We start from the raw sequence: 23,855 nt of genomic DNA on the forward strand, positions 1-23,855 counted from the left end.
CGAGGGGATTTATCCCCGTTGGGCTGCGAAGCGGCCCCAAAACCTTCAATCGCAGTGCATCAGTAAAACCGAATCGAATAGCTTGCGACTGCTTCGCAGCCGAACGGGGATAAATCCCCTCGCCACAGAAAACCCTGTTACCAGAGAGATTGCAGATTAGTTGCTGATCGCCAGAATGCTCGCCTGGTACGACCCGACAAACACATCGAAATCGCCGACTTCGTTCTGCTCCAGCTCCACTTGCTCAGCCAGAGAGGAACGGGCGCGTTCTTCAAACTTCGCCTGGTCTTCGCTATTCAACGGCTCGCTGCGGAAAAACTCCGCATGCGCCTGGCTTTGGCGCAGGGAGAATTGAGCAAAGCTCTCCTTGTGCTCCGCCATCGCCGCCAGCACTTGGGCCGATGGCGTCAGGGACGAGTCCTTGACCTTGGCCAGTTGCGAATCCAATGCCTTGCTGTGGGCATCGCCGCCATGGCTCTGATCCAGCAACGCTGCCAAAGGCGCAATCTTCTCCAGCAATTCGCCGGCCCATTCCTTCAGGTCGACCGGTTGACCATCGCGCTGCAATTGCAGGCCCGGACGACGACCTTCCTTGACCACGCTGAGGAAGTTCGAGGTCGCGTTGCCGCACGAAGTATTGGTCAGCAGCGGGCTGTCGTTCAGCGCGCAATACAGCAGGAACGCGTCGAGGAAACGCGACTCGGTGAGGTCGATGCCCATCGGCAGGAACGGGTTGATGTCCAGGCAACGTACTTCGACGTACTGAATGCCACGGGCCACCAGCGCCTGGATCGGCCGCTCGCCGGTATACGTCACGCGTTTCGGGCGGATATTGGAGTAGTACTCGTTTTCGATCTGCAGGATGTTGGTGTTGAGCTGAACCCACTCACCGTCCTGATGCGTGCCGATTTCGACGTAGGGCGCATACGGCGTGGCGACCGCTTTGCGCAGGCTGTCGGTGTAGCTCGCCAAGTCGTTGTAGCACGGGGTCAAACCGGCCTGGGCGTTGCTCTGGTAACCCAGGTCACTCATTCGCAGGCTGGTGGCGTACGGCAAATACAACGTGTCCGGGTCCAGTTGTTCCAACTGGTGCGAACGACCGCGCAGGAAACCTGCGTCCAGCGCCGGCGAAGCACCGAACAGGTACATCAGCAGCCAACTGTAGCGGCGGAAGTTGCGGATCAGCGCGATGTAGGCCGACGACTGATAGTCGCGGTCGGTGCCGACAAAGCCTTCAGTCTCGCTCAGCAGCGGCCAGAGCTTCTCGGGCAGGGAAAAGTTGTAGTGAATCCCGGCAATGCACTGCATGGTCTTGCCGTACCGCAGGGCCAGGCCCTTGCGGTAGACGTACTTGAGCTGACCGATGTTGGACGTGCCGTAATAGGCGATCGGGATGTCTTCCTCGGCCGGCAACGGGCACGGCATCGATGGGCTCCACAGAAACTCGTTGCCGAGCTTGCTGTAGGCAAAACGGTGGATCTTGTCCAGGCTCGCCAGCGTATCGGCCGGGTCTGGCAGGGCCGGGGTAATGAATTCCAGCAGCGACTCGGAATAGTCGGTGGTGATTTGTTCATTGGTCAGCGCGGAACCCAATTCTTCCGGGTGCGGCGTTTGCGCCAGGCGACCTTCGCCGGTCACGCGCAGGCATTCACGTTCGATGCCGTGAAGGCACTGTTCGAGCAGAGAGAGGTTAGCGCGCTCGCCGAGCAGAGCCAGGCGGCGGTTGAGAAGTTCGCTCAAGTTGGATTCCTTCACGCGTCAGTCGCCCCAATATGGGGGTGGGCAAGACGGTCTACAAGGGTGAAGTTAAAACTGGCGTTTTCGCCTGGTTTTTGAGCCGGTCAGACCAATGTCAGTCAGCCAAGTCGCCACAATCCCTGTGGGAGCGACCTGTGGCGAGGGGGCTTGCCCCCGTTTGAGTGCGTAGCGCTCACAAGATCCTGGAAATTCAGAGATTTTGGGGCTGCTTCGCAGCCCAACGGGGGCAAGCCCCCTCGCCACAGGCTCCCACAGGTTTTCTTAGCGCTGAAATTAACTCAAATCGATGACATCTAGCTACAGGACAGCGAACGTGCCTTGTGCTTTTGCGACGAGTTTGTCGCCTTGCATCACGTCAGCTTCGACCACCAGCGTGCGACGGCCCGGGTGAATCACCCGCGCCGTACACATCACTTCGCCGTCTGAAACAGCGCGAATGTAGTTGATCTTGCATTCGATGGTCGCGCTCTGCTGGTCAAAGCCGTGGGTGCTGGAACAGGCCAGCCCCATGGCAATGTCCACCAGACTGAACAAGGCCCCGCCGTGCAGCTTGCCGCCGCGATTGCGCAGTTCTGGTTCAAGCGCCAGGGCGACTTGCGCCACCCCGGTTTCCAGGCTGTGCAAGCGACAGCCCAGCAGCTTGAAAAACGCGCTTTCGGTCAGGCCGGCGGGAATCTCCATCAACGTTTCTTCAACTGCTTGGCGTTGGCGAACAGCGAAGCCATGGCGTTGTTGGCGGGGGCCGCCGCCGTGGTTTCTTTACGCGGTGCGTTGTTCTGGGACTGGCGTGGAGCCGACCCCGGACGTGCGCCACGGGCACCGTCGATTTTCTCGCCCGGGGTGTCGCTCATGCGCATCGACAGACCCACGCGTTTACGCGGGATATCGACTTCCATGACCTTCACTTTCACCACGTCACCAGCCTTCACCGCTTCACGCGGATCCCTGATGAACTTCTCCGAAAGCGCGGAGATGTGCACCAAACCGTCCTGATGCACGCCGATGTCGACGAACGCGCCGAAGTTGGTCACGTTGGTTACCACGCCTTCGAGGATCATGCCCAGTTGCAGATCCTTCAAGTCTTCGACGCCTTCCTGGAACTCGGCAGTCTTGAACTCGGGACGCGGGTCGCGACCGGGTTTTTCCAGCTCTTGCAGGATGTCGGTGACCGTTGGCAGACCGAAAGTCTCGTCGGTGTACTTCTTCGGATCGAGACGTTTGAGGAAGCTCGCATCGCCGATCAGCGAACGAATGTCACGGTCGGTCTCAGCGGCAATGCGCTGCACCAGCGGATAGGCTTCCGGGTGAACCGCCGACGAATCCAGCGGGTTGTCGCCGTTCATGACACGAAGGAAACCGGCGGCCTGTTCGAAGGTTTTTTCACCCAGGCGTGCGACTTTCTTCAACGCGGCGCGGGTTTTGAATGCGCCGTGCTCGTCGCGGTGGCTGACGATGTTCTGCGCCAGGGTCGCGTTGAGGCCGGAGATGCGCGCCAGCAGCGCCACGGAGGCAGTGTTCACGTCGACGCCCACGGCGTTCACGCAATCTTCGACCACAGCGTCCAGGCCGCGCGCCAGTTTCAGCTGCGACACGTCGTGCTGGTACTGACCGACGCCGATGGATTTCGGATCGATCTTCACCAGTTCGGCCAGCGGATCCTGCAGGCGACGGGCAATCGACACCGCGCCACGGATCGACACGTCGAGGTCCGGGAATTCCTTGGAAGCCAGTTCCGATGCCGAGTAAACCGATGCACCGGCCTCAGAGACCATGACCTTGGTCATCTTCATGGCTGGGTATTTTTTGATCAGCTCAGCGGCGAGCTTGTCGGTTTCACGGCTGGCGGTGCCGTTGCCGATGGCGATCAGGTCGACCGAGTGCTTGGCGCACAGGGCGGCGAGAATCGCGATGGTCTGGTCCCACTTGTTATGCGGCACGTGCGGGTAAACCGTGGCGTGATCCAGCAGTTTGCCGGTGGAATCGACCACGGCGACCTTGCAGCCGGTGCGCAGACCCGGGTCGAGGCCCAGGGTGGCGCGCGGACCGGCCGGGGCCGACAGCAGCAAGTCGTGCAGGTTGTGGGCGAACACGTTGATCGCTTCGGTTTCCGCGCCATCGCGCAGCTCGCCCAGCAAATCGGTTTCGAGGTGGGTGTAAAGCTTGACCTTCCAGGTCCAGCGCACCACTTCGCCCAGCCATTTGTCGGCAGCGCGGTTCTGGTTCTGGATGCCGAATTGCTGGCCGATCATGCCTTCGCACGGGTGCATGGTGCCCGGCAGCTCGTCGCCGACTTTCAGCGCCGAACTCAGAATGCCTTCGTTACGGCCTCGGAAAATGGCGAGCGCGCGGTGCGACGGCATGCTTTTCAGCGGCTCGTCGTGTTCGAAGTAGTCGCGGAATTTGGCGCCTTCCTCTTCCTTGCCGGCGATGACGCGGGCACTGAGGGTGGCTTCCTGCTTGAGGTAGCTGCGCAGTTTGTCCAGCAAGCCGGCGTCTTCGGCGAAGCGTTCCATCAGGATGTATTTGGCGCCTTCGAGGGCGGCTTTCACATCGGCGACGCCTTTTTCGGCATCGACGAAGCGCGCGGCTTCAGCGTCTGGCGTCAGGGTCGGGTCGTTGAACAGGCCGTCGGCCAGCTCGCCGAGGCCGGCTTCCAGGGCGATCTGGCCCTTGGTGCGGCGCTTCTGCTTGTACGGCAGGTACAAGTCTTCGAGGCGGGTCTTGGTGTCGGCGAGCTTGATGTCGCGTTCGAGCTGCGGGGTCAGCTTGCCTTGCTCTTCGATGCTGGCGAGGATGCTGATGCGCCGTTCGTCGAGTTCTCGCAGGTAGCGCAGACGCTCTTCCAGATGACGCAACTGAATGTCATCGAGGCTGCCGGTCACTTCTTTCCGGTAACGGGCGATGAAGGGAACGGTAGAGCCCTCATCGAGTAGCGCGACGGCCGCTTCGACCTGTTGTGGGCGTACACCGAGTTCCTCGGCGATGCGGCTGTTGATGCTGTCCATAAAACCACCTGACAAATTGTGAAAGCAGGCTCGCAGGCGCAGAGATAAGGCCTCGGCGAGTCTGGTTGAGCGGCCTGGCCTGCGCCGCTACCTGGATCAACAGGTATCCCGTTGACCCGTGAAATCGAACAATGACTGCCGGCGCCATGAAAATAAAAAGCGGCCACCTGCAGCCATGATCAGACGTTGCCTGACACAAAAGGCCGCGCATTATAACCAGCGTTCTATCATTCAGGGGCATCGCAGGCGGTAGCGCGAGGGCCGGATTTCTGGCGGTGAAGGAAAAATCTGCTAACAATGCACACGGTGCGTATAACGGCAGCTACGCCATAATGCGCGCCGAGATCAAAGGAGCATCTAATGAGCAGCACTGCAAACAATGCTGAAGGCGAAAAAATTCTTATTGTTGACGACGATCCAGGGCTGAGCAGCCTGCTGGAACGTTTTTTCGTCAGCAAGGGCTACCGAGCCCGCGCCGTACCGAACACTGAACAAATGGATCGCCTGCTGGCGCGTGAAGTGTTCAACCTGGTCGTCCTCGACCTGATGCTGCCCGGCGAAGACGGTCTGACCGCCTGCCGCCGGCTGCGCACGGCGAACAATCAGATCCCGATCATCATGCTGACCGCCAAGGGCGATGAGCTGAGCCGCATCAAGGGCCTGGAACTGGGCGCCGACGATTACCTGGCCAAGCCGTTCAACCCGGATGAGCTGATGGCCCGTGTCAAAGCGGTCCTGCGTCGCCAGTCGACGCCTGTGCCGGGCGCACCGGGCAGCGAAGACGAAAGCGTGACCTTCGGTGACTACGAGCTGTCCCTGGCCACCCGCGAACTCAAGCGCGGTGACGAAGTGCACATGCTGACCACCGGTGAATTCGCGGTGCTCAAGGCCTTGGTCATGAACGCGCGTCAGCCACTGACCCGCGACAAGCTGATGAACCTGGCCCGTGGCCGTGAATGGGATGCCCTGGAGCGTTCCATCGACGTGCAGATCTCCCGTCTGCGCCGGATGATCGAACCCGATCCATCCAAACCGCGTTACATCCAGACGGTCTGGGGCGTGGGATACGTGTTCGTACCGGATGGCGCCGCCACCAAGTGATCGGCGATTTGTAGGAGCGGGTCTTGCGGACGATTGTCCGCAGACTCGCGATCCGCAATATGCGAGCATCGCTCGCTCCTGCAAGTGTGTAGCGGTTATCCATGAAAACCCCCGTTTGGTTCCCCCAGAGTTTCTTCTCCCGCACCCTGTGGCTGGTGCTGATCGTCGTCCTGTTCTCCAAGGCGCTGACCCTGGTTTATCTGTTGATGAACGAAGACGTGCTGGTGGACCGCCAATACAGCCACGGCGTCGCCCTTACGCTGCGCGCCTATTGGGCTGCCGATGAAAAAAATCGAGAGAAAATTGCTGATGCCGCCACGCTGATCCGGGTCGTGGGCGCGGGTGTGCCGGAAGGCGAGCAACACTGGCCTTACAGCGAGATCTATCAGCGGCAGATGCAGGCGGAGTTGGGTGCCGACACCGAAGTGCGATTACGCATGCACTCGCCGCCGGCCCTGTGGGTTCGGGCGCCTAGCCTGGGCGACGGCTGGCTGAAAGTGCCGCTCTATCCGCATCCGTTGCGCGGCCAGAAAATCTGGAACGTGCTTGGGTGGTTCCTTGCTATCGGCTTGCTGTCCACCGCCTCGGCGTGGATCTTCGTCAGCCAGCTCAATCAACCGTTGAAACGTCTGGTGTATGCCGCACGGCAACTCGGTCAGGGGCGCAGCGTGCGCCTGCCGATCAGCGACACGCCGAGCGAGATGACCGAGGTGTACCGTGCCTTCAACCAGATGGCTGAAGACGTCGAGCAGGCCGGTCGCGAGCGTGAGTTGATGCTGGCCGGGGTATCACACGACCTGCGTACGCCGCTGACCCGTTTGCGCTTGTCCCTGGAGTTGATGGGCGACCATAGCGACCTGTCGGACGATATGGTGCGTGACATCGAGGACATGGACGCGATTCTCGACCAGTTCCTGGCGTTTATCCGCGATGGTCGTGACGAGTCTGTCGAGGAAGTAGACCTGAGTGACCTGGTTCGTGAGGTTGCGGCACCGTACAACCAGAACGAAGAAAAAGTGCGGCTGCGCCTGGAGCCGATTCAGCCGTTTCCCCTGCGTCGGGTATCGATGAAGCGGTTGCTGAACAATTTGATCGGCAACGCTTTGCACCATGCTGGCAGCGGGGTTGAGGTGGCGGCTTATGTGTCTGGCGATACCAGCGCGCCTTATGTGGTGCTGAGCGTCATGGACCGTGGGGCGGGGATTGATCCGTCCGAGCTGGAAGCGATCTTCAACCCATTCACCCGGGGTGATCGTGCCCGGGGTGGGAAGGGGACAGGACTTGGACTGGCCATCGTGAAGCGGATTGCTTCGATGCATGGCGGGAATGTTGAGTTGCGCAATCGGGCCGGTGGTGGTCTCGAAGCTCGGGTGCGGTTGCCGCTGGGGTTGATGTTGCCTAGAGACGCGGTGTAGCCAAGAGCCACCCCTCTCCCCACAGGGGAGAGGGGGAAAGGGAGCAGATCTCGGTTGTTTTCAAAACCTGAGCTCGACTCGATTTTTCAGGTCGATGTAGCTCGAAAGAACACCACTGTCAGTCCCCTCGCCCCTTTGGGGAGAGGGTTAGGGTGAGGGGGCTCTTAGCTTTAGCCCTTGCCTTTGGTCCGGGTCATATTCGGCCCGCCATTTTTCTCAAGATGCTCAATGATGATCCCCGCCACGTTCTTCCCGGTGGTGGTCTCAATCCCTTCCAATCCCGGCGACGAGTTCACTTCCATCACCAGCGGCCCGTGATTGGAGCGCAAGATATCCACCCCCGCCACCGCCAACCCCATGACCTTCGCCGCACGCAACGCCGTCATGCGTTCTTCCGGGGTGATCTTGATCAGGCTGGCGCTGCCGCCGCGATGCAGGTTGGAGCGAAATTCTCCAGGCTTGGCCTGGCGCTTCATTGCCGCGATCACCTTGTCGCCGACCACGAAGCAGCGAATGTCCGCGCCCCCGGCTTCCTTGATGTATTCCTGAACCATGATGTTCTGCTTCAGGCCCATGAAGGCTTCAATCACCGATTCTGCGGCGGTCGCCGTTTCACACAACACCACGCCGATGCCCTGAGTGCCTTCCAGCACCTTGATCACCAGAGGTGCGCCGTTGACCATGTCGATCAGGTCGGGAATGTCATCCGGTGAGTGCGCAAACCCGGTCACCGGCAAACCGATGCCACGGCGCGAGAGCAATTGCAGCGACCGCAGTTTGTCCCGCGAGCGGGCGATGGCCACCGACTCGTTGAGCGGGAAAACCCCCATCATTTCGAACTGGCGCAACACCGCACAGCCATAAAACGTCACAGACGCACCGATCCTCGGGATCACCGCATCGAAACCTTCCAGCGGCTTGCCACGGTAGTGGATCTGCGGTTTGTGGCTGGCAATGTTCATATAGGCGCGCAGGGTGTCGATCACCACCATTTCATGGCCACGCTCGGTACCGGCTTCGACCAGACGACGAGTGGAATACAGACGCGGGTTCCGCGACAGCACAGCGATCTTCATGCAACACCTGTGGAGGAGGTAGATACCGGGAACACCGGCTTGTCTTGTACATATTTAATCCCCGGATTGACCACCAGCTGGCCGTCGATCAGGGCTTTGGAACCGAGTAACAGGCGATAACGCATGGATTTGCGGCAGGCGAGGGTGAATTCGACCCGCCATACCCGATCACCCAGGGCCAGTGTGGTGCTGACCACATAACGCATCTGCGCGTGACCGTTGGAGCTTTTAATGGTTTTGCGCGTCACCAGTGGCGCCTCGCAGCGTCGATGACGCAACTGCACCACCGTGCCCAGGTGCGCGGTGAAGCGCACCCAGCTTTCACCGTCGCGCTCGAACGGCTCGATGTCGGTGGCGTGCAGGCTCGAGGTGCTGGCGCCGGTGTCGATTTTTGCGCGCAGGCCCGCGACTCCCAGATCCGGGAGCGCCACCCACTCGCGCAGACCGATAACGGTCAAATGGTCAAATGTCTTCAATAGGAAAAAACCGGCGATTAACGCGTCCACGCCTCAGGCGTTACCTGGGCCAACGCTTTGAATGCAGGCTTGGCGAACCAGTAACCCTGCATCAGAAATATTCCACAGTCCGCCAGGAAATCCCGTTCTCCGGCGCTTTCGATGCCTTCGGCGATGACTGTAACGTTCAACTCCGCACACATTGTGACAACCCCTCGAACGATAGCCTGACGAACACGATCGCGATCGACATCGCGGATCAGTGCCATGTCGAGTTTGATCAGGTCCGGTTGGAAATCAGCCAGCAGATTGAGCCCCGAGTAGCCCGCGCCGAAATCGTCGATGGCGGTCTTGAAGCCGAATTCGCGGTATTCACGCAGAATATTAGTCAAATGGCGATAGTTATCTACGTGCTGGCTTTCCAGCGTTTCGAAAATCAGACGGTTGATGGGGAAGTTGTGTTTTTTCGCGGCCTCCAGAGTAGTGCGGATGCACAGTTCCGGGCGGTACACGGCGTTGGGCATGAAGTTGATGGACAAGTGTGTCTGCATGTTTAGATTGGCCGCCCCTTCAATGGCGCGGGTCCGGCAGAGCTGGTCGAAGCGGTAGCGATTTTCCTCGTTGACCTGATCGAGCACCGACAGTGCGCCTTCCCCGGCAATGCCGCGGACCAACGCTTCATGAGCAAAAATCGACCGGTCGCGCAGATCGACGATCGGTTGGTAGGCAAAAGAAAAATCGAAGCCCAGCGGCTCGCTTTGCTGACAGCCTTGGCAACCGCCCTGGGGCGAAGTCAATGAAGACGGGAATATAGTCACTCGATCACTCCATGCCGGTGAGCCGGCCAAGATCACAGTTTATCTGGAGGGCCGAGTTCTTGCGCCCGACAGAAACGGTAGTACAGTTCCGACTATGGGCTGAAAGAGGAATTCAAGTGGCACAAAAAAACGAAGAGGACGACAAGGTCCGTCTCGATAAGTGGTTGTGGGCTGCGCGTTTTTACAAAACACGTGCCTTGGCCAAGGCGGCGATTGAAAGTGGCAAGGTGCATTGCCGGGGTGAGCGCTGCAAACCGGGCAAGGAACCGAGGGTCGGCGACGAGTTTCAGATTCGTGCAGGGTTCGAGGAACGTACGGTGGTGGTTCAGGCGCTATCGATTGTGCGTCGTGGCGCGCCTGAGGCTCAGACGTTGTATGCGGAAACCGATGCCAGCATCGCCAAGCGCGAAGCGGCCGCGGCCATGCGCAAGGCCGGCGCGTTGGGCGTGAGCACCGATGGCAAGCCGAGCAAGAAACAGCGGCGGGATTTGTTCAAGTTTCGCGGTAGTAGCAACGACGAGTAGTCATTGCTCACATGATTTGTGGCGAGGGAGCTTGCTCCCGCTGGAGGCCGAAGGACTCCCTATACCGACAACCGGGTTCTTTCAGATAGATCCCTGTCGCCTGGTTTTGCGGCTGCTGCGCAGCCGAGCGGGAGCAAGCTCCCTCGCCACAGAAATGGCATCAAGGCATTAGCCGGCCGCCCTTACCACACTCATCCGCGAAACCACCGGCAATTTCCCTAGCAACCCGAACACCGGTGCCGTCACCTTCAGGAAAAACGCCGAAGCGTGATAGGCAAACGGCGTGTAGTAACCCCAGCCCAACGCCCATACCGCCAGCAACACACCACCAATGTAATCGTCCTGGCCCCAATGGGCGCCCGCCACCAAGCGCGGCATCATGAACAGCAGCGCCAAGGACCAAATCACCAATGTCTGCCAGGAATTTCGGCTGAACACGGTCATGAACAGCGCCCAGATCAGCAACACCGAAGCGTGGTCACCCGGAAAGCTTTGCGTCGACCGATCCTTCAATTCCCAGGACTTCTCAAGGCCCGGGAAATAGTCACTCATACGAATCGCACCCTCGATCATCATCGACGGGCTGCTGTGTTGCCAGCTCATGTATACGGCAAGCTTTGAGAACAGCATGCGGATAAACAGCAGCACCAGCAGAACCGCGAGAAAACCGAAAAACGCCTGGCGCACCTCAGTCTTCTCGAACACCCAATCGCCCTTGATCAGCAGCGTCAGCAGAATCACTCCAACCACCACATCGAACGGGCGCAGACTTGCAATCGCCCAGATGCGTAGCCATATCGGGTTGCTGGCCAGCGGCGCATTCAGCAGATGAAATAGCCACTCGTCGAAAATCATACACAGCATCTGACCCGTAGGCCATAACCAGAAGGCCAGCAGTGCCAGAGGCACGAAATTGCATAGAGCCAACCGGCGGAGGTTCCACCTTGCTTGGAACAAACCCGGATTGTTCATAATATGCCTCCCATGGCTGAACATCGCGCACCAAAGCGGTGCTGCAAAGGCGCAATCTTCACGATTTGTAACCATTTTGTCATTACTTCAGATACCCAGACCTATGACCGATCTACCGGATACCGACTACACCCAACGCTTCATCTTCGATGACAGCGACACCCGCGGCGAGCTGGTTTCGTTGGAACGGAGTTACGCCGAAGTGCTCGCCAAGCACCCGTATCCGGAGCCGGTCGCGCAACTGCTCGGCGAGTTGATGGCGGCCGCGTCGTTGCTGGTCGGCACCTTGAAGTTCGATGGCTTGCTGATTCTTCAGGCCCGTTCCGACGGCCCGATTCCGCTGCTGATGATCGAATGCTCCAGCGAGCGCGAAATCCGAGGCCTCGCCCGTTATGAAGCCGACCAGATTGCCCCCGACGCGACCCTCGCCGACTTGATGCCCAACGGCGTTCTGGCGCTGACCATCGACCCGACCCAGGGCCAGCGTTACCAGGGCATCGTTGATCTGGATGGCGAAACCCTGTCGGAGTGCTTCACTAATTACTTTGTGATGTCGCAACAGGTCGGCACCCGATTCTGGCTGTATGCCGATGGCCGTCGTGCCCGTGGCCTGTTGCTGCAGCAGCTGCCTGCCGACCGCTTGAAAGACCAGGAAGAGCGCGACGCCAGTTGGCAGCACATCACCGCGCTGGGCGGCACCCTGACCGCTGACGAATTGCTGAGCCTGGACAACGAAACCGTGCTTCACCGCCTCTACCACGAAGAACAGGTGCGCCTGTTTGATGTGCAGAGACTGCGTTTCCGTTGCAGCTGCTCGCGCGAACGTTCAGGCAATGCTCTGGTCAGTTTGGGTATGGAAGACGCGCAGGCGTTGGTTATCGAGCACGGCGGCAACATCGAGATCGATTGCCAGTTCTGCAACCAGCGTTACCTGTTTGATGCGGCCGATATCTCTCAATTGTTCGCGGGCGCGGGTGTGGATACGCCGTCAGATACCCGGCACTAAAACGGTTCAGCGCAGGTAAATTCACTGGATAGCGCCGGAATAACGCCGTTCTGACGGGAGGGCCCTACTATTTTTGGGCGTTTCTGGCATAATCCGGCCCACTTTTTGTCGCGGTAGTAGTGCACGACTTTCTACTACAAAACGTTTGGAGCACACTCGGCCACTGGCCGACGGGGAATCTCATGACGCAAGCCAATAACGCCGTGTACACCGATCTGAGTGTTGATGATCTGGTAAAAGAAGCCTTGAATCGCGGTGAAGGCGAGCTTGCCGACACTGGCGCGCTGGTTGTTCGCACCGGTCACCGTACCGGTCGCTCGCCAGTCGACCGTTTCATCGTTGAAGAACCGTCCACTCAGGCCGCCATTGCCTGGGGCCCGATCAACCGCAAGTTCCCGGCCGACAAGTTCGATGCCCTGTGGGACCGCGTCGAGGCCTTCAACAACGCGCAAGAGCATTTCGTTTCCCACGTTCATGTAGGTTCGGCTGAAGAGCACTACCTGGCCGTGAAAATGACCACGCAGACTGCCTGGCAGAACCTGTTCGGTCGTTGCCTGTTCATCAATCCGGCTCAGTACAACCCGGCCGGTCGTGAAGAGTGGCAAGTTCTGAACGTCGCCAACTTCGAGTGCGTTCCAGAGCGTGACGGCACCAACTCCGACGGCTGCGTGATCATCAACTTCGCCCAGAAGAAAGTGCTGCTCGCCGGCATGCGTTACGCCGGTGAAATGAAGAAAGCCATGTTCTCGGTGCAGAACTTCCTGCTGCCAGCCGCCGACGTGCTGCCAATGCACTGCGCTGCCAACATCGGTGAAGCGGGCGACGTGACCCTGTTCTTCGGTCTGTCGGGCACTGGTAAAACCACCCTGTCCGCCGACGAAAGCCGTTACCTGATCGGTGACGACGAACACGGTTGGGGCGAAGGCGTTGTCTTCAATATCGAAGGCGGCTGCTACGCCAAGTGCATCGACTTGTCCGAGAAGAACGAGCCGGTCATCTGGAAAGCCATCAAGCACGGCGCAGTCCTGGAAAACGTCGTGATCGACGAGGCCAAGCACGCCGACTACGCTGACGTCAGCCTGACCCAGAACAGCCGCGCCGCTTACCCGCTGGAGCACGTTGCCAAGCGTTCCGAGAAGAACCTCGGCGGCGAGCCAAACGCTGTGATCTTCCTGACTTGCGACCTGACCGGCGTCCTGCCGCCAGTCTCGATCCTCAGCGAAGAACAAGCGGCCTACCACTTCCTGTCCGGCTACACCGCTCTGGTGGGCTCGACTGAAATGGGTTCCGGTAGCGGCATCAAGTCGACCTTCTCCACCTGCTTCGGCGCACCGTTCTTCCCGCGTCCGGCCGGCGAATACGCAGAACTGCTGATCAAGCGTATCCGCGGCTTCGGCTCCAAGGTCTACCTGGTCAACACCGGCTGGACCGGCGGCGGCTACGGCGTTGGCAAGCGCTTCAACATCCCGACCACGCGTGGCGTGATTGCAGCGATCCAGAGCGGCGCGTTGATCGGTGCTGAAACCGAGCACCTCGACACCATCAACCTGGACGTGCCGTTGGCAGTGCCGGGCGTTGAGACTGGCCTGTTGAACCCACGTAACACCTGGGCTGACAAGGCTGCTTATGATGAAGCTGCCAAGGCGCTGGCCGGGTTGTTTGTTGAGAACTTCAAGAAGTTTGAAGTGAGCGACGCGATCAAGGCTGCGGGTCCTAAGCTGTAAGGCTTGGATTTAGCGAATGAAAAAGCCGCCCTTTGAGGGCGGCTTTTTTGTGGGCGCTCGGTTCAGGTTTTCAGGTGCAGAACGAACGCTCCGACTAACACCAAGACCACGCCCAGCACCTGTATTTTCGCCAGCCTCTCCTTGAAGAATACGTAGCCCAGAATCGCCGCAATGCCTCCGGATAACGTGCTGATCACTGTCACCACCGATACCGACCCCGCCACCGCGCCCCAGGCGAATGATGAAAATCCACCAAGGTTCATGAGACTGGCACCGGTCAGCGTCACGCAGTTCTTCAGCGGTGGAATTTTCAGACCATCCTTCACCCTCAACACAATGACCACCAGCACGATCAACCCGATCAGATACGCGAGCCACAGCATCGTCACCGGACCCAGCACCGGAAGAACGAAGCGGCCTTGCAGCCAGAAACTGGTGCCATAAAAGACAGCCGCCAACAGTGCATAGGCAATCGAACTGCTGGCCTGAGTGGTGTGTGGAAGTTTCGAGTCAGAGTGGATGCTGGAAAGGATGACCCCGATCACGCACAGCGCGATGCACAGCAGTTGGATCAGGTTGATCTGTTCACCGCCGGCCCAGGACAGCAACGTGGTGACCACGCCGTAAGAGGTTACCAACGGTGCGACGATAGAGGCTTTGCCGAGGGCGAACGCCTTGGACAAGGCCAGTGCTCCTGACACGGTCAACACAGCGGCGACAATGCCGATCAGCCAGACATCGAGCGATGCCGACAGGGATTTGAGAATGAAGGCAGGAAAGGCGATCAGCAACAGGCTCATGATGCTGAAGCCCAGTGCCTGACCGAAATAGACAGCGCGTTTAACGCCGACCGCGCGGGCGTTCAATCCCACCAGAAAATCCGTGCCGCCCCAAAGCAAGGCGGCGAGCAAACCCATCAATACGTCCACGCTATGTCCTTATAGGTGTGCACTGCGGACGTTAGAGGCTTTCCAGCGTCTGAGTGTCCCAGCGTTGGGCCTTGATGGCCTGGTAGAGCATTGCGATGGTCAGCGGCAGTTTGTCGGCGCGTCCCTTGGCTCTGTGTTTGAGGAACACATCGTAGCCTTGGGAGTGGAAGTAGCGATAGGCGTCGTAGTCCACGAGGTCGATCCCGAACTGCTCCTCCAGTGCTTCCATCAGGTGTCGCGCATCGACGCCGTTGCAGCCCAGGTCGAAGTTGATCGAGGTGGTGAGGCTGATGGTTTTGCGTTCTGGCAGGCCGAGTTCCTCGTGCAGCAGCTGCATGAGCAGGTGCATGGTGTGGTCGTCGGGGAAGTTGGGGGCTAGGTTCATTGCGGGGTGTCCGGTTGGGCTTGGGTGGGTCTTATTGGTCGTCAGGCTTGTGGGGAAGGGCGGAAGCGGATTGCGGCGGTTTGTCTTGTTGGTATTTGGTGAGCGCTTCTTCTCGCGTAGGCAGTGGTTTGTCGAGGTCTGCCGGTGATGTGTCGAAACCAGCGAGATGCAGACTGGCCAGGTAATTAGAGCGGCGGACCTTTTCGTAGTGCGCTTGTTTGTGTTTGAACGTTAATTCAGACATCACGATTGTCTCAGGCGTTGAAGGCTTGATCGTTCCCACGCAGAGCGTGGGAACGATCTTTTCACTCGGCGTCAGGCGGGTGCTTTCCAGCCCATCATGCGTTGTTGGGCGACTTGGAGCAGGTCGCAGCCGTCCTGGGCCAAGAGGAAGAGCGCGTGGGTGATGTGGGGGATGTCTTCGACGTCGCCGTGTTTGAAGCAAACGCAGTGCAGGGTTTTGAGGAGGTCACTGGAGGCTCGGATGCGCTGGAGGGCGGCTTCGAGGATGTCCTGGGGGTTGGCCTCTGTGTCGATGATCAGGGGCGGGGAATCGGTGAGGTTGGTTTGTAGTGGGAGGTAGCGATCGTTTGTAAGTGTCATTATTTGTAGCCTCAAATGCATCAGAAAGAACCGCCGCCACCGTGACCAAGCGATGGGAGGCGGACTGTGTTCGGGTTGGTCAACCGATGAGGCTCACATCCCGGCACGCCCGAAGGCGTCCCAAACACAGCCGCCATAAAGCGTGCAGGCACTTGAAGTGCCGCCAGCATACAACGGACGCTAAGATATGAGCCATTCGGGTGACCAAGCCCGAGTCGCTGATTTGGCAGCGACAGTCACGACTATAGATACGAGCCACCAGCCAGCGATAGACGACAAAGAGTCCCCACTTGTAGGATCTTGCCGAACCTCGGCTAAGCCCTTTCTATAGGACTATTCCGCGACGTATTTTCTCGCGTTTTTCCGCCATCAGCTTCCTTGCGTCCTCATCGGAAATGCTCGGTCGTGGATCATCGATGCTGGCTTGAACTTGCCGGATGAACCACGCATCGTAGGCAGCATCGTCGATGGGAGCCTCACAGCATTTGCATGTCGCTTTTTCCTTCATCGGTTTTACCTCTGATTATTTGCAATTGAGCTGACGACCCCACCCTCATCACTTAACCAATATGCTGATAAGCCGCCACATCCTGCAGGCCAGTGGTCAACCCGGTCGCCGGCGCGTAAATCGTGCCTCTCACCGCCGAGAACTTGACCCCGTTGCTGCCTAGCGAAACGTAGCGCTCGCCCTGGTCCAGTTCGGTGAAGTAGGTGTAGGAGAATTTTTCCATCGCTTTGTATTTAGCGGCGACGCTGGCCATGGCGCTGTGGTGGTTTTGCAGGTCGGTCGGGGTCAGGTTGGAGGTTTTGATCAGCGGAACGCCCCAGCGTTTCAGGCACACTTCGGCGAAGTGGCGGACGATCAGGCCGGGTTCGGCCAGCGCTTTAGGGCCGCTGACACCATCGACTGCGGCGTTGCCAACCAGCGTGCCGTGGCGGCCGGGCATCGGGTAGATGTGGGTTCGGGTGCCGGTGGCCGTTTGCGGGATGACGCAGCTGAAGCCTTTGGAGCGTTCGTCCCGGGCGTAGAAGCCAACGTATTCTTTTACGTTGGCATTCAGTTTTACTTTGTCTTCCTGAAAGTTGCCGATGCCGGGGACCGGATCAATAGCGAAGATATTCACCGGGATGTTCTTCAGTGCGCTGTCCTTGAACATGGCATTGGCCAGCATGTGGCAACTAATGCCGCCGCGGCTCCAGCCAACCAAGTTGACGTAGGTTGGAATAATTCCGTCCTTGCGGAATGTCTTGATAATTTGCTCCTGTAACTTCTGTTGTGTCACGCTGCGGTCGCCGTAGTTGTACTTGCGCCACATCCAGGAGCCTTCGACGATCACATCTTCAATAGGAATGCCGGCAGCCTTGAGACGGTTGTATTCTGCCTCCGTCAGTTTTTCACGCTCCCAGTCACACTTACCTTTGATGATGTTGATGGCGTGCTTGACGTTCTCTTCCCAGCCCTTGCCGAACAGCGTGCCGCTCAGGCCGTAGTCCTTGGATTGGGTGAACAGTTCGTCAGCTTGCAGATTGCTGGTGCCAGGGCCGTCAATCACGATCCAATCGGCAAATTCGCGACCACCGTGATGGGAAGCCAGTGTCGAGACCAACTCTCCATTCCAGTAAGTTGGGTTCTGGCTGTCGAATTTGGTCGAGCCGGTGCCGCAAAAGAAAATAGTTAATGTAGTCATTGTAGTGCTCTTGATTGGTTTAAGAGCTTGCAGACTAATGTTTGTTGTTTGTGAGTTGAAGAAGTTAGTTGTTTCTATGTTTGTGATTTTAAAGTTCTATTCTTTGTCTTCCGATGTCGAGAAGTTCACAGCCATCCTGCGTTAATAAATAAAGTGCATTCACTATATGGGGGATGTCTTTTACATCAGCTTGTTTGAAGCACAGGCAATAAAGTGTTTCGAGCAGGTCGCTGGCGGCACTCAGGCGTTGGTGAGCGGCGTCGAGGACGGCGCGGGTGCTGGCGGCGGTATCAATGACCAACACGGGCGTTTCGCTGTAGCTGGTTTTGAGCGGGCGATAGCGGTCTTGCATGAGGTCAGTCCTGTATTCAGGGGCGCGGCAAACTATAGAGGCGCGGATACAGGCGTCGCAATACAGCGCAAATGGACAGTGTTTGTAGGGGATTTACCTGCGTTGTGGCCTTTTGCCTACGTGTAACCCGAGGCTTTTTTCAGCAATTCCCCTAGAGGTCGAATTTCCTACGGGTTTGTCAGGCGCAACGCACCAATCCTCTGTATCGTGCGCGCCAGAATCTGTAGGACGTTAAAAAACGTCTGTCTAACGCTTAAAGGGAATTAAGTATGCAATGGCTACGTATGGCCTCGATTTTGTTGCTGTGGGCGGGTGTTTGTCGTTTGGCGGGTGCAGCTGACACGGATAACTCTTTGATCCTCGCCAATATGGATCGCACCGGTTGGCCGGATGCGCTGACAAGCCAGGCGAACGTGGACACTGCGTCCCGCGCCGAGGTGTTGATGTTCGGCAAGGCACTGCTGGCCAGCGAAAGGCTCGACGAACAAAGTCTGAAACAGCGACTGGGCGTGCAGGATGTGAAGCTCAAGTCGGTCAGGCAAGTGCGTGACGGTCTGTGGGATCGGTTACTGACCACCTACCGCAGCGCCAGTCAGAACTGCGACGGTGAACCCTTCTGTCCCCGCGTGCGAAGCGTTGCGGATTTGCGTCAATTGGCGGCCGCGTTCACAGGCGAAATCAGCCCGGCTCATGCGGTTTGGGCGAGCAAGAGCCGGGTGTATCAGGAGCAGATATTGAACGAGCAACTGCGGGTGGCGGTGATGGTGCCGTAGCCACCTATGGCGTAGTCGTCAGGACGTTCGCCAGGCTTGTTGGGCTGCGCATTCCAGGGTGTCGCACGTAGCGAGCAATGGGGGTTCTTCGGGAATCCTGTCGCAGCCGTTCAGCAGCAGGGATGTCAGGATCAGGGCGATCGCGAAAAGCGATTTTTGGGACATGGTCGTTCCTTGTTCAAATGCCGCGCTCATCAGGCGTCCTGCCATGATGTGAAGTGCACGGGCGGTGGTTGTGCGAGAAGACCTTAGCGTCAGATCCAAGGGCTGCGCGAGGAACAAAGAGTTTCGTTTGTTTCATCCTGTGGCAAAGGACCCTGGAGCGAGGCTGTATCATCCCGTATCGTTTTGGTCCCCGACCTTTTCTCGACTCGCTGCGTTTGCCGGCTAGGCTTTGGGCTTCGCAGCGGTCAACGGAGTGACAGCTTATGCACAACACCCTGGAACAGGTTTTCGGTTATCCACAGTTTCGGCCCGGCCAGGAGGCGGCGGTCAGCGCGGTGTTGGCCGGGCGCTCGGCGGCGGCGATTTTCCCCACCGGCTCAGGAAAATCCCTTTGCTATCAATTATCGGCCTTGTTGCTGCCGCACCTGACGCTGGTGGTCTCGCCGCTGCTGGCGTTGATGCAAGATCAATTGGCCTTCTTGCAGCGCCACGGTATTGCGGCGGGCAGCATCGATTCGGCCCAGAGCCGCGATGACGCCAGCGAAGTGATGGCCCGGGCCAAGTCCGGCGAACTGAAGATTTTGATGATCTCTGTGGAGCGCCTGAAGAACGAGCGCTTCCGCAATTTCCTGCAGCAGGTGCCGATTTCGCTGCTGGTGGTGGACGAGGCGCACTGCATCTCGGAGTGGGGCCACAACTTCCGCCCCGATTACCTCAAGCTTCCCGATTACCAACGCCAGTTCAACATTCCGCAGGCGCTGCTGCTGACCGCCACCGCAACGCCCAAAGTAATCGCGGACATGGAGGCCAAATTCGGCATTGCGCCGGAAGATGTGGTGACCACGGGTTTCTACAGGCCGAACCTGAATCTGTTGGTCGAGCCGGTACGCGGTCAGGACAAGCGCCGACGTCTGGTCGAGTGGATGAGCGAACGACCCGGCCAGCCGAGCATCGTCTACGTCACCCTGCAAAAAACGGCTGAGCACATCGCCGAACATCTTGAGCGTAATGGCATTCAGGCCGAGGCCTATCACGCTGGTTTGCCCCACGAACAACGCGAAGCCATCCAAAAGCGTTTCATGAGCGGGCAGTCCAATTGCATTGTCGCGACCATCGCCTTCGGCATGGGCATCGACAAGAGCGATATCCGCAACGTGGTGCATTTCGACCTGCCCAAATCCATCGAAAACTACAGCCAGGAAATCGGCCGTGCCGGGCGTGACGGGCAGCCATCCGATTGCCTGGTGCTGGCGAATCGCGACAGCCTTAACGTGCTGGAAAACTTCGTCTACGGCGACACGCCAGAGCTGGATGGCATTCGCTGTGTGCTCGATGAGATGCAAGCTGCTGCGCCAGAGGGGCAATGGGAGTTTCTGTTGGGACCCTTGTCGGACCAGAGCAACATTCGGCAGCTTCCGCTCAAGACCTTGCTCGTGCAACTTGAATTGCGCGGTTTGATCGCACCGCGTTACGCCTACTACGCGGAATACCGCTTCAAGTATTTGCAAGAGCCGGAAGCCTTGCTGGCCCGTTTCGAGGGCGAGCGCAAAGACTTTGTCGCGGCAATCATCCAGACCTCCAGTCGCGCGCGGACTTGGGCCACGGTGAATTTCGACGCGCTGTACGAACAGCATCAAGCCGAGCGCAACCGGGTGGTCAAGGCGCTGGATTATTTCCAGGAGAAGGGCTGGGTCGAGCTGGAAAGCAAGCAGATGACTGAGGTCTACAGTCTGCTGCAAACCGACTTTGATGCTCAGGCCCTGAGTGAAGAATTGCATGCCTATTTCACTCGCCACGAACAAACCGAGATCGCGCGGATTCACGCGATGCTGGATCTGTTCGCCACCGATCATTGCCTGGGCTATCGCCTGGCCGAGTACTTTGGCGACGAAAACGCGCCTCGTCAGTGCGGGCATTGTTCGGTGTGTCATGGGCACGTGGCGCGGCTGCCATCGCCGCCGGAATTGCCGGCGCTTATGGATAAAAACTTTGAAGCGCTGTGCGGTGACTTTATCCACAGGCATGAACAGCACACGGGCAACGTACCGTCGGCCGAACGGATAACGCGGTTTTTGTGCGGGATCAGCGTGCCGCTGTTTACCAAGCTCAAGGCGCGTTCGATTCCGGGATTCGCAGCATTGGAAAATTATCCATACGCCGAGGTGCGGGAGTGGGCAGAAGCGCATCTGCCCAGTTGAAACGCGGACTATTGTGGGAGCGGCGGTGCGACGATTCGACTTGCTCGCTCCCACAGGGATCTTTGGTGTATTCGCGGGTAGATCCATCCGCTGAATGTCCCTCATCACAGGAATAAATTTCAAAAATACCCAGCGGCTGACTATGGTGAGGGCTGTCTTTGGATCGCCAACAAGAGAACAACCATGAGCCAGACACCGTTCAACATTCAGCGCGCCGCCGTGATCGGCGCGGGCACCATGGGCCGTGGCATTGTCATGTGCCTGGCCAACGCCGGCGTCCCGGTGCAATGGGTGGATAACAATCCGCAGATGCTGGAACAGGCGCTGGCCACCGTGGCGGACACTTACGCACACAATGTGCGACAGGGCCGCATCGATCCGGCTGAGGCGGACGCGCGGATCGCTCGGGTCACGGCGGCGGCTGATTATGCGGCGATCCGCGATGTTGATCTGGTGATCGAAGCGGTTTACGAAAACCTGGAGCTCAAGCAAAAAATTTTCCGCGAACTGGACGGACTGCTCAAACCCGAAGCGATTCTGGCCAGCAACACTTCAGCGCTGGATATAGACGCCATCGCCGCGGCGACTCGCCGTCCGGCTCAGGTCCTGGGACTGCACTTCTTCAGCCCGGCTCACATCATGAAACTGCTGGAAATCGTCCGCGGCGCGCAGACTTCATCGGCAGTGCTTGATGCGGCGCTGGAGTTGGGCAAACGCATGGGCAAGGTCAGCGTAGTGGCGGGCAACTGCGACGGTTTCATCGGCAATCGCATGCTCAATACCTACGTGCTTGAAGCGCGCAAGATGCTGCTGGAAGGCGCTTATCCCTATCAGGTGGATGCGGCGTTGCAAGGCTTCGGTTTTGCCATGGGGCCGTTTCGCATGTACGACGTGGTTGGCGTCGATCTGGGATGGCGCGCTCGGGAGTTGGCGGGTACAGGGCAGGATGCGCCCGAGGTTCAGGTGGACAACCGTCTGTGCGAATTGGGGCGTTTTGGTCAAAAGAGCGGCAACGGCTATTACCACTACGAGCCAGGTAGCCGACAGGCTGAGCACGATCCGGAAGTCGATGCGCTGGTGTTACAGGTCAGCGAAGGGTTGGGCTTCCAGCGTCGCGAGATCAGCCCTGAAGAGATTCTCGAGCGCTGCCTGCTGGCACTGGTCAATGAAGGGGCGAAGATCCTTCAGGAAGGTATTGCGGGGTCGGCGCACGACATCGATCTGGTGTACCTCAACGGCTACGGTTTCCCGGCGGATAAGGGCGGGCCGATGGCGTGGGCGGACCAGCAAGGGCTGGCGGATATTCATCAGCGGTTGATGGCGCTGGAGACCCGCCAGGGTGATCACTGGAAGCCGGCGCGGTTGATTGGTGAGTTGGAGGCGGCAGGTAAGGGCTTTTTGGCAGGTGATTGATACAGCGCTTTTGAAGGCCTCTCCGCGAGCAAGCCCGCTCCCACAAGGAACGCGGTCGTGCACGAACGCTGTGTCCATTGCAGATGAACTGTGGGAGCGGGCTTGCTCGCGAAGAACGATAACGCGGTATTCGCCTTAGACTGGCAATCCAACTCCAGGAATCGACACTGATGTCCAACCCGATGCCCCAACGCACCGATTACCCGCACTTCCAGCCCATCACCACCCGCTGGCACGACAACGACGCCTATGGCCACGTCAACAACGTCACCTACTACAGCTTTTTCGACACCGCGGTGAACACTTACCTGATCGACGTCGGTGGCCTGGATATCCATGACGGCGAGGTGGTGGGTTTTGTGGTGAGTTCGTCTTGCGATTACTTCGCCTCCATCGCCTTTCCGGACCGGATCGAGATCGGTCTGCGGGTGGGCAAGTTGGGCAACAGCTCGGTGCAATACGAGCTGGCGGTGTTCAAGGCTGGGGAAGACGAGGCCTGCGCAGCCGGGCGCTTCGTGCATGTTTTTGTGGATCGCGCGTCGAATCAGCCAGTGGCGATTCCTGCCGGGTTGCGCGGTGCATTGGAGCGGTTGGTCGTTTGATGGACAAAAAAATCGCAGCCCTTGGGCTGCGATTTTTTATCTAGCTGTCAGTGATGCCGTTCAGGCCTCAATGATGACGATTGTGTTTGTGATGTTTGCGATGACCATAGGCATGACCACGGCCCGGGTGGCCGTCACGGTAGTAACGACGATCATCGCGGCCGCCGCGATAGGAGCGACGATCATCGTCCTCATCGCTTTTGTTGCCCATGTAGTTACCTAGTGCGCCACCGGCGCCGCCGCCTGCTGCGGAGCCGATCAGGCTGCCGGTGGTGCCGCCCATGCTGCGGCCGACCACGTTACCGCCTGCTGCGCCCAACGCACCGCCAATGGCGGCTTCGCCACGGCTGCGTTTGTCTGCGCCAACTGCGCTACCGCCCGCGCCGCCCAGGGCCGCGCCGATGGTGGAACCTGTATTGCCGCCCAGCGATTGACCGACGACCGAGCCAAGAACCCCGCCCAATGCGCCGCCCACACCTGCTTCGGTGGTGCCTCCGGCAGAAGCGAAGCCACTGACCAGGCCAAGGGACAACAAGAGAATCGAGGAGAACTTCATAGAGGAACCTCAAGGGGATGACGGCGCGATCCTGAGGCTGTGTCATGGTTGTGACAATCGAAATCCGACGAGTAACACGACTTGAGCACATTTCTATAAGTTGCTGTTTTTTGGGCGGAACTTAACGGTTTTTCGCCGGTCTTTAGCTACTTCGGACAGGCCGTTTTTGTGAAAAAACGGCCTTTTTTGTGGGCGATTGGAAAGTTGCCTGCAGTTGAACTGGCAGCCGGCATTCTGCTGTGGCGAGGGAGCTTGCTCCCGCTGGGTCGCGAAGTGGCCCAAAAAACAGCGAACCCAATCTATCGGTCAGATTGGGTTGCCAGGTTTGCGGCTGCTG

General features: G+C 58.7%; 24 protein-coding genes and 1 pseudogene. 9 read left to right on the forward strand and 16 right to left on the reverse strand.

Translation table 11 applies throughout. From position 1 onward, the window contains the following. Window positions 1-156: 156 nt before the first annotated feature. The 3 genes from gshA to DJ564_RS02170 all read right to left on the reverse strand — a co-directional run bounded on the left by gshA (window position 157) and on the right by DJ564_RS02170 (window position 4,763). Entirely contained in the window at window positions 157-1,740 is a 1,584-nt protein-coding gene (gene gshA, locus DJ564_RS02160) for a glutamate--cysteine ligase (protein ID WP_109627323.1), read from the reverse strand. Window positions 1,741-2,055: 315 nt separating this feature from the next. Continuing rightward, complete coding sequence (locus DJ564_RS02165) at window positions 2,056-2,439, reverse strand: PaaI family thioesterase (protein ID WP_008019061.1); 384 nt, start codon at window positions 2,437-2,439, stop codon at window positions 2,056-2,058. Further along, window positions 2,439-4,763, reverse strand: a complete 2,325-nt coding sequence (locus DJ564_RS02170) for a Tex family protein (protein ID WP_109627325.1) — start codon at window positions 4,761-4,763, stop codon at window positions 2,439-2,441. The genes DJ564_RS02165 and DJ564_RS02170 overlap by 1 nt, the downstream gene beginning before the upstream one ends. A gap of 360 nt (window positions 4,764-5,123) precedes the next feature. On the opposite strand from DJ564_RS02170, the gene ompR reads away from it, so the two are divergent. Then, entirely contained in the window at window positions 5,124-5,864 is a 741-nt protein-coding gene (gene ompR / locus DJ564_RS02175) for a two-component system response regulator OmpR (protein ID WP_010464774.1), read from the forward strand. Between the two features lie 101 nt (window positions 5,865-5,965). Next, window positions 5,966-7,279: an ATP-binding protein gene (locus DJ564_RS02180; RefSeq protein ID WP_109627327.1), complete on the forward strand. Its 1,314-nt coding sequence runs from the start codon at window positions 5,966-5,968 to the stop codon at window positions 7,277-7,279. Window positions 7,280-7,449: 170 nt separating this feature from the next. On the opposite strand, the gene rimK is transcribed toward DJ564_RS02180, so the two are convergent. Genes rimK through DJ564_RS02195 form a run of 3 tightly spaced genes read right to left on the reverse strand, consistent with a single transcriptional unit; the run spans window position 7,450 to window position 9,628 of the window. Further along, window positions 7,450-8,355 carry a 30S ribosomal protein S6--L-glutamate ligase gene (gene rimK, locus DJ564_RS02185; RefSeq protein WP_007949201.1) on the reverse strand — a complete coding sequence of 302 codons (906 nt, stop codon included), beginning with the start codon at window positions 8,353-8,355 and terminating at the stop codon, window positions 7,450-7,452. After that, a complete protein-coding gene (locus tag DJ564_RS02190) occupies window positions 8,352-8,813 on the reverse strand; it encodes an ATP-dependent zinc protease (RefSeq protein ID WP_169857612.1) in 462 nt (153 codons plus the stop codon). Before DJ564_RS02190 ends, rimK begins: the two co-directional genes overlap by 4 nt. Window positions 8,814-8,848: 35 nt before the next feature. Continuing rightward, on the reverse strand, window positions 8,849-9,628 hold the full coding sequence (locus tag DJ564_RS02195) for an EAL domain-containing protein (protein WP_109627329.1): 780 nt from the start codon (window positions 9,626-9,628) through the stop codon (window positions 8,849-8,851). A 116-nt stretch (window positions 9,629-9,744) separates the two neighbouring features. Between DJ564_RS02195 and DJ564_RS02200 the strand changes: the two genes are divergently transcribed. Further along, on the forward strand, window positions 9,745-10,152 hold the full coding sequence (locus DJ564_RS02200) for an RNA-binding S4 domain-containing protein (RefSeq protein WP_109627331.1): 408 nt from the start codon (window positions 9,745-9,747) through the stop codon (window positions 10,150-10,152). Between the two features lie 168 nt (window positions 10,153-10,320). On the opposite strand, the gene DJ564_RS02205 is transcribed toward DJ564_RS02200, so the two are convergent. Further along, window positions 10,321-11,124 (reverse strand): phosphatase PAP2 family protein, encoded by an 804-nt coding sequence (locus tag DJ564_RS02205; RefSeq protein WP_109627333.1) that lies wholly within the window; start codon window positions 11,122-11,124, stop codon window positions 10,321-10,323. A gap of 103 nt (window positions 11,125-11,227) precedes the next feature. Here DJ564_RS02205 and hslO point away from each other — a divergent pair, with 103 nt between their 5' ends. Both hslO and DJ564_RS02215 read left to right on the forward strand, forming a co-directional pair. Next, window positions 11,228-12,130 (forward strand): Hsp33 family molecular chaperone HslO, encoded by a 903-nt coding sequence (gene hslO / locus DJ564_RS02210; RefSeq protein ID WP_109627335.1) that lies wholly within the window; start codon window positions 11,228-11,230, stop codon window positions 12,128-12,130. Between the two features lie 182 nt (window positions 12,131-12,312). Beyond that, on the forward strand, window positions 12,313-13,854 hold the full coding sequence (locus tag DJ564_RS02215) for a phosphoenolpyruvate carboxykinase (RefSeq protein ID WP_109627337.1): 1,542 nt from the start codon (window positions 12,313-12,315) through the stop codon (window positions 13,852-13,854). A 62-nt stretch (window positions 13,855-13,916) separates the two neighbouring features. Here DJ564_RS02215 and DJ564_RS02220 read toward each other — a convergent pair whose 3' ends face one another. The 7 genes and pseudogenes from DJ564_RS02220 to DJ564_RS02250 form a co-directional block, all read right to left on the reverse strand. Further along, window positions 13,917-14,771, reverse strand: coding sequence for an EamA family transporter (locus tag DJ564_RS02220; RefSeq protein ID WP_109627339.1), 855 nt, complete (start codon window positions 14,769-14,771; stop codon window positions 13,917-13,919). Between the two features lie 43 nt (window positions 14,772-14,814). Continuing rightward, a complete protein-coding gene (locus DJ564_RS02225; protein ID WP_109627341.1) occupies window positions 14,815-15,168 on the reverse strand; it encodes a DUF1493 family protein in 354 nt (117 codons plus the stop codon). A gap of 88 nt (window positions 15,169-15,256) precedes the next feature. Beyond that, window positions 15,257-15,412: pseudogene (locus DJ564_RS02230) on the reverse strand (YhfG family protein); the annotation flags it as partial. Between the two features lie 71 nt (window positions 15,413-15,483). Next, window positions 15,484-15,771, reverse strand: a complete 288-nt coding sequence (locus tag DJ564_RS02235; protein ID WP_109627345.1) for a hypothetical protein — start codon at window positions 15,769-15,771, stop codon at window positions 15,484-15,486. Window positions 15,772-16,096: 325 nt separating this feature from the next. After that, window positions 16,097-16,279 carry a hypothetical protein gene (locus tag DJ564_RS32685; protein ID WP_109627348.1) on the reverse strand — a complete coding sequence of 61 codons (183 nt, stop codon included), beginning with the start codon at window positions 16,277-16,279 and terminating at the stop codon, window positions 16,097-16,099. Between the two features lie 52 nt (window positions 16,280-16,331). Next, window positions 16,332-17,459, reverse strand: coding sequence for a hypothetical protein (locus tag DJ564_RS02245; protein WP_109627349.1), 1,128 nt, complete (start codon window positions 17,457-17,459; stop codon window positions 16,332-16,334). A gap of 88 nt (window positions 17,460-17,547) precedes the next feature. Continuing rightward, a complete protein-coding gene (locus DJ564_RS02250) occupies window positions 17,548-17,811 on the reverse strand; it encodes a hypothetical protein (protein ID WP_109627351.1) in 264 nt (87 codons plus the stop codon). A gap of 269 nt (window positions 17,812-18,080) precedes the next feature. Between DJ564_RS02250 and DJ564_RS02255 the strand changes: the two genes are divergently transcribed. Beyond that, window positions 18,081-18,584, forward strand: a complete 504-nt coding sequence (locus DJ564_RS02255; protein WP_109627353.1) for a polysaccharide deacetylase — start codon at window positions 18,081-18,083, stop codon at window positions 18,582-18,584. Between the two features lie 18 nt (window positions 18,585-18,602). On the opposite strand, the gene DJ564_RS32130 is transcribed toward DJ564_RS02255, so the two are convergent. After that, the gene (locus tag DJ564_RS32130) at window positions 18,603-18,749 is read right to left on the reverse strand and encodes a hypothetical protein (protein ID WP_178082278.1); all 147 of its coding nucleotides are present in this window, start codon (window positions 18,747-18,749) and stop codon (window positions 18,603-18,605) included. 263 nt (window positions 18,750-19,012) lie between these two features. Between DJ564_RS32130 and DJ564_RS02260 the strand changes: the two genes are divergently transcribed. From DJ564_RS02260 to DJ564_RS02270, 3 genes are all read left to right on the forward strand, one after another. Beyond that, entirely contained in the window at window positions 19,013-20,947 is a 1,935-nt protein-coding gene (locus DJ564_RS02260) for an ATP-dependent DNA helicase RecQ (RefSeq protein ID WP_109627355.1), read from the forward strand. Between the two features lie 183 nt (window positions 20,948-21,130). Beyond that, window positions 21,131-22,360: a 3-hydroxyacyl-CoA dehydrogenase gene (locus tag DJ564_RS02265; RefSeq protein ID WP_109627357.1), complete on the forward strand. Its 1,230-nt coding sequence runs from the start codon at window positions 21,131-21,133 to the stop codon at window positions 22,358-22,360. Between the two features lie 170 nt (window positions 22,361-22,530). Further along, window positions 22,531-22,962, forward strand: a complete 432-nt coding sequence (locus DJ564_RS02270; protein WP_109627359.1) for a thioesterase family protein — start codon at window positions 22,531-22,533, stop codon at window positions 22,960-22,962. Between the two features lie 67 nt (window positions 22,963-23,029). Here DJ564_RS02270 and DJ564_RS02275 read toward each other — a convergent pair whose 3' ends face one another. After that, window positions 23,030-23,518: a glycine zipper domain-containing protein gene (locus DJ564_RS02275; protein ID WP_109627361.1), complete on the reverse strand. Its 489-nt coding sequence runs from the start codon at window positions 23,516-23,518 to the stop codon at window positions 23,030-23,032. Between the last annotated feature and the right edge of the window lie 337 nt (window positions 23,519-23,855).

This window comes from Pseudomonas sp. 31-12 (assembly GCF_003151075.1).
Classification (GTDB): domain Bacteria; phylum Pseudomonadota; class Gammaproteobacteria; order Pseudomonadales; family Pseudomonadaceae; genus Aquipseudomonas.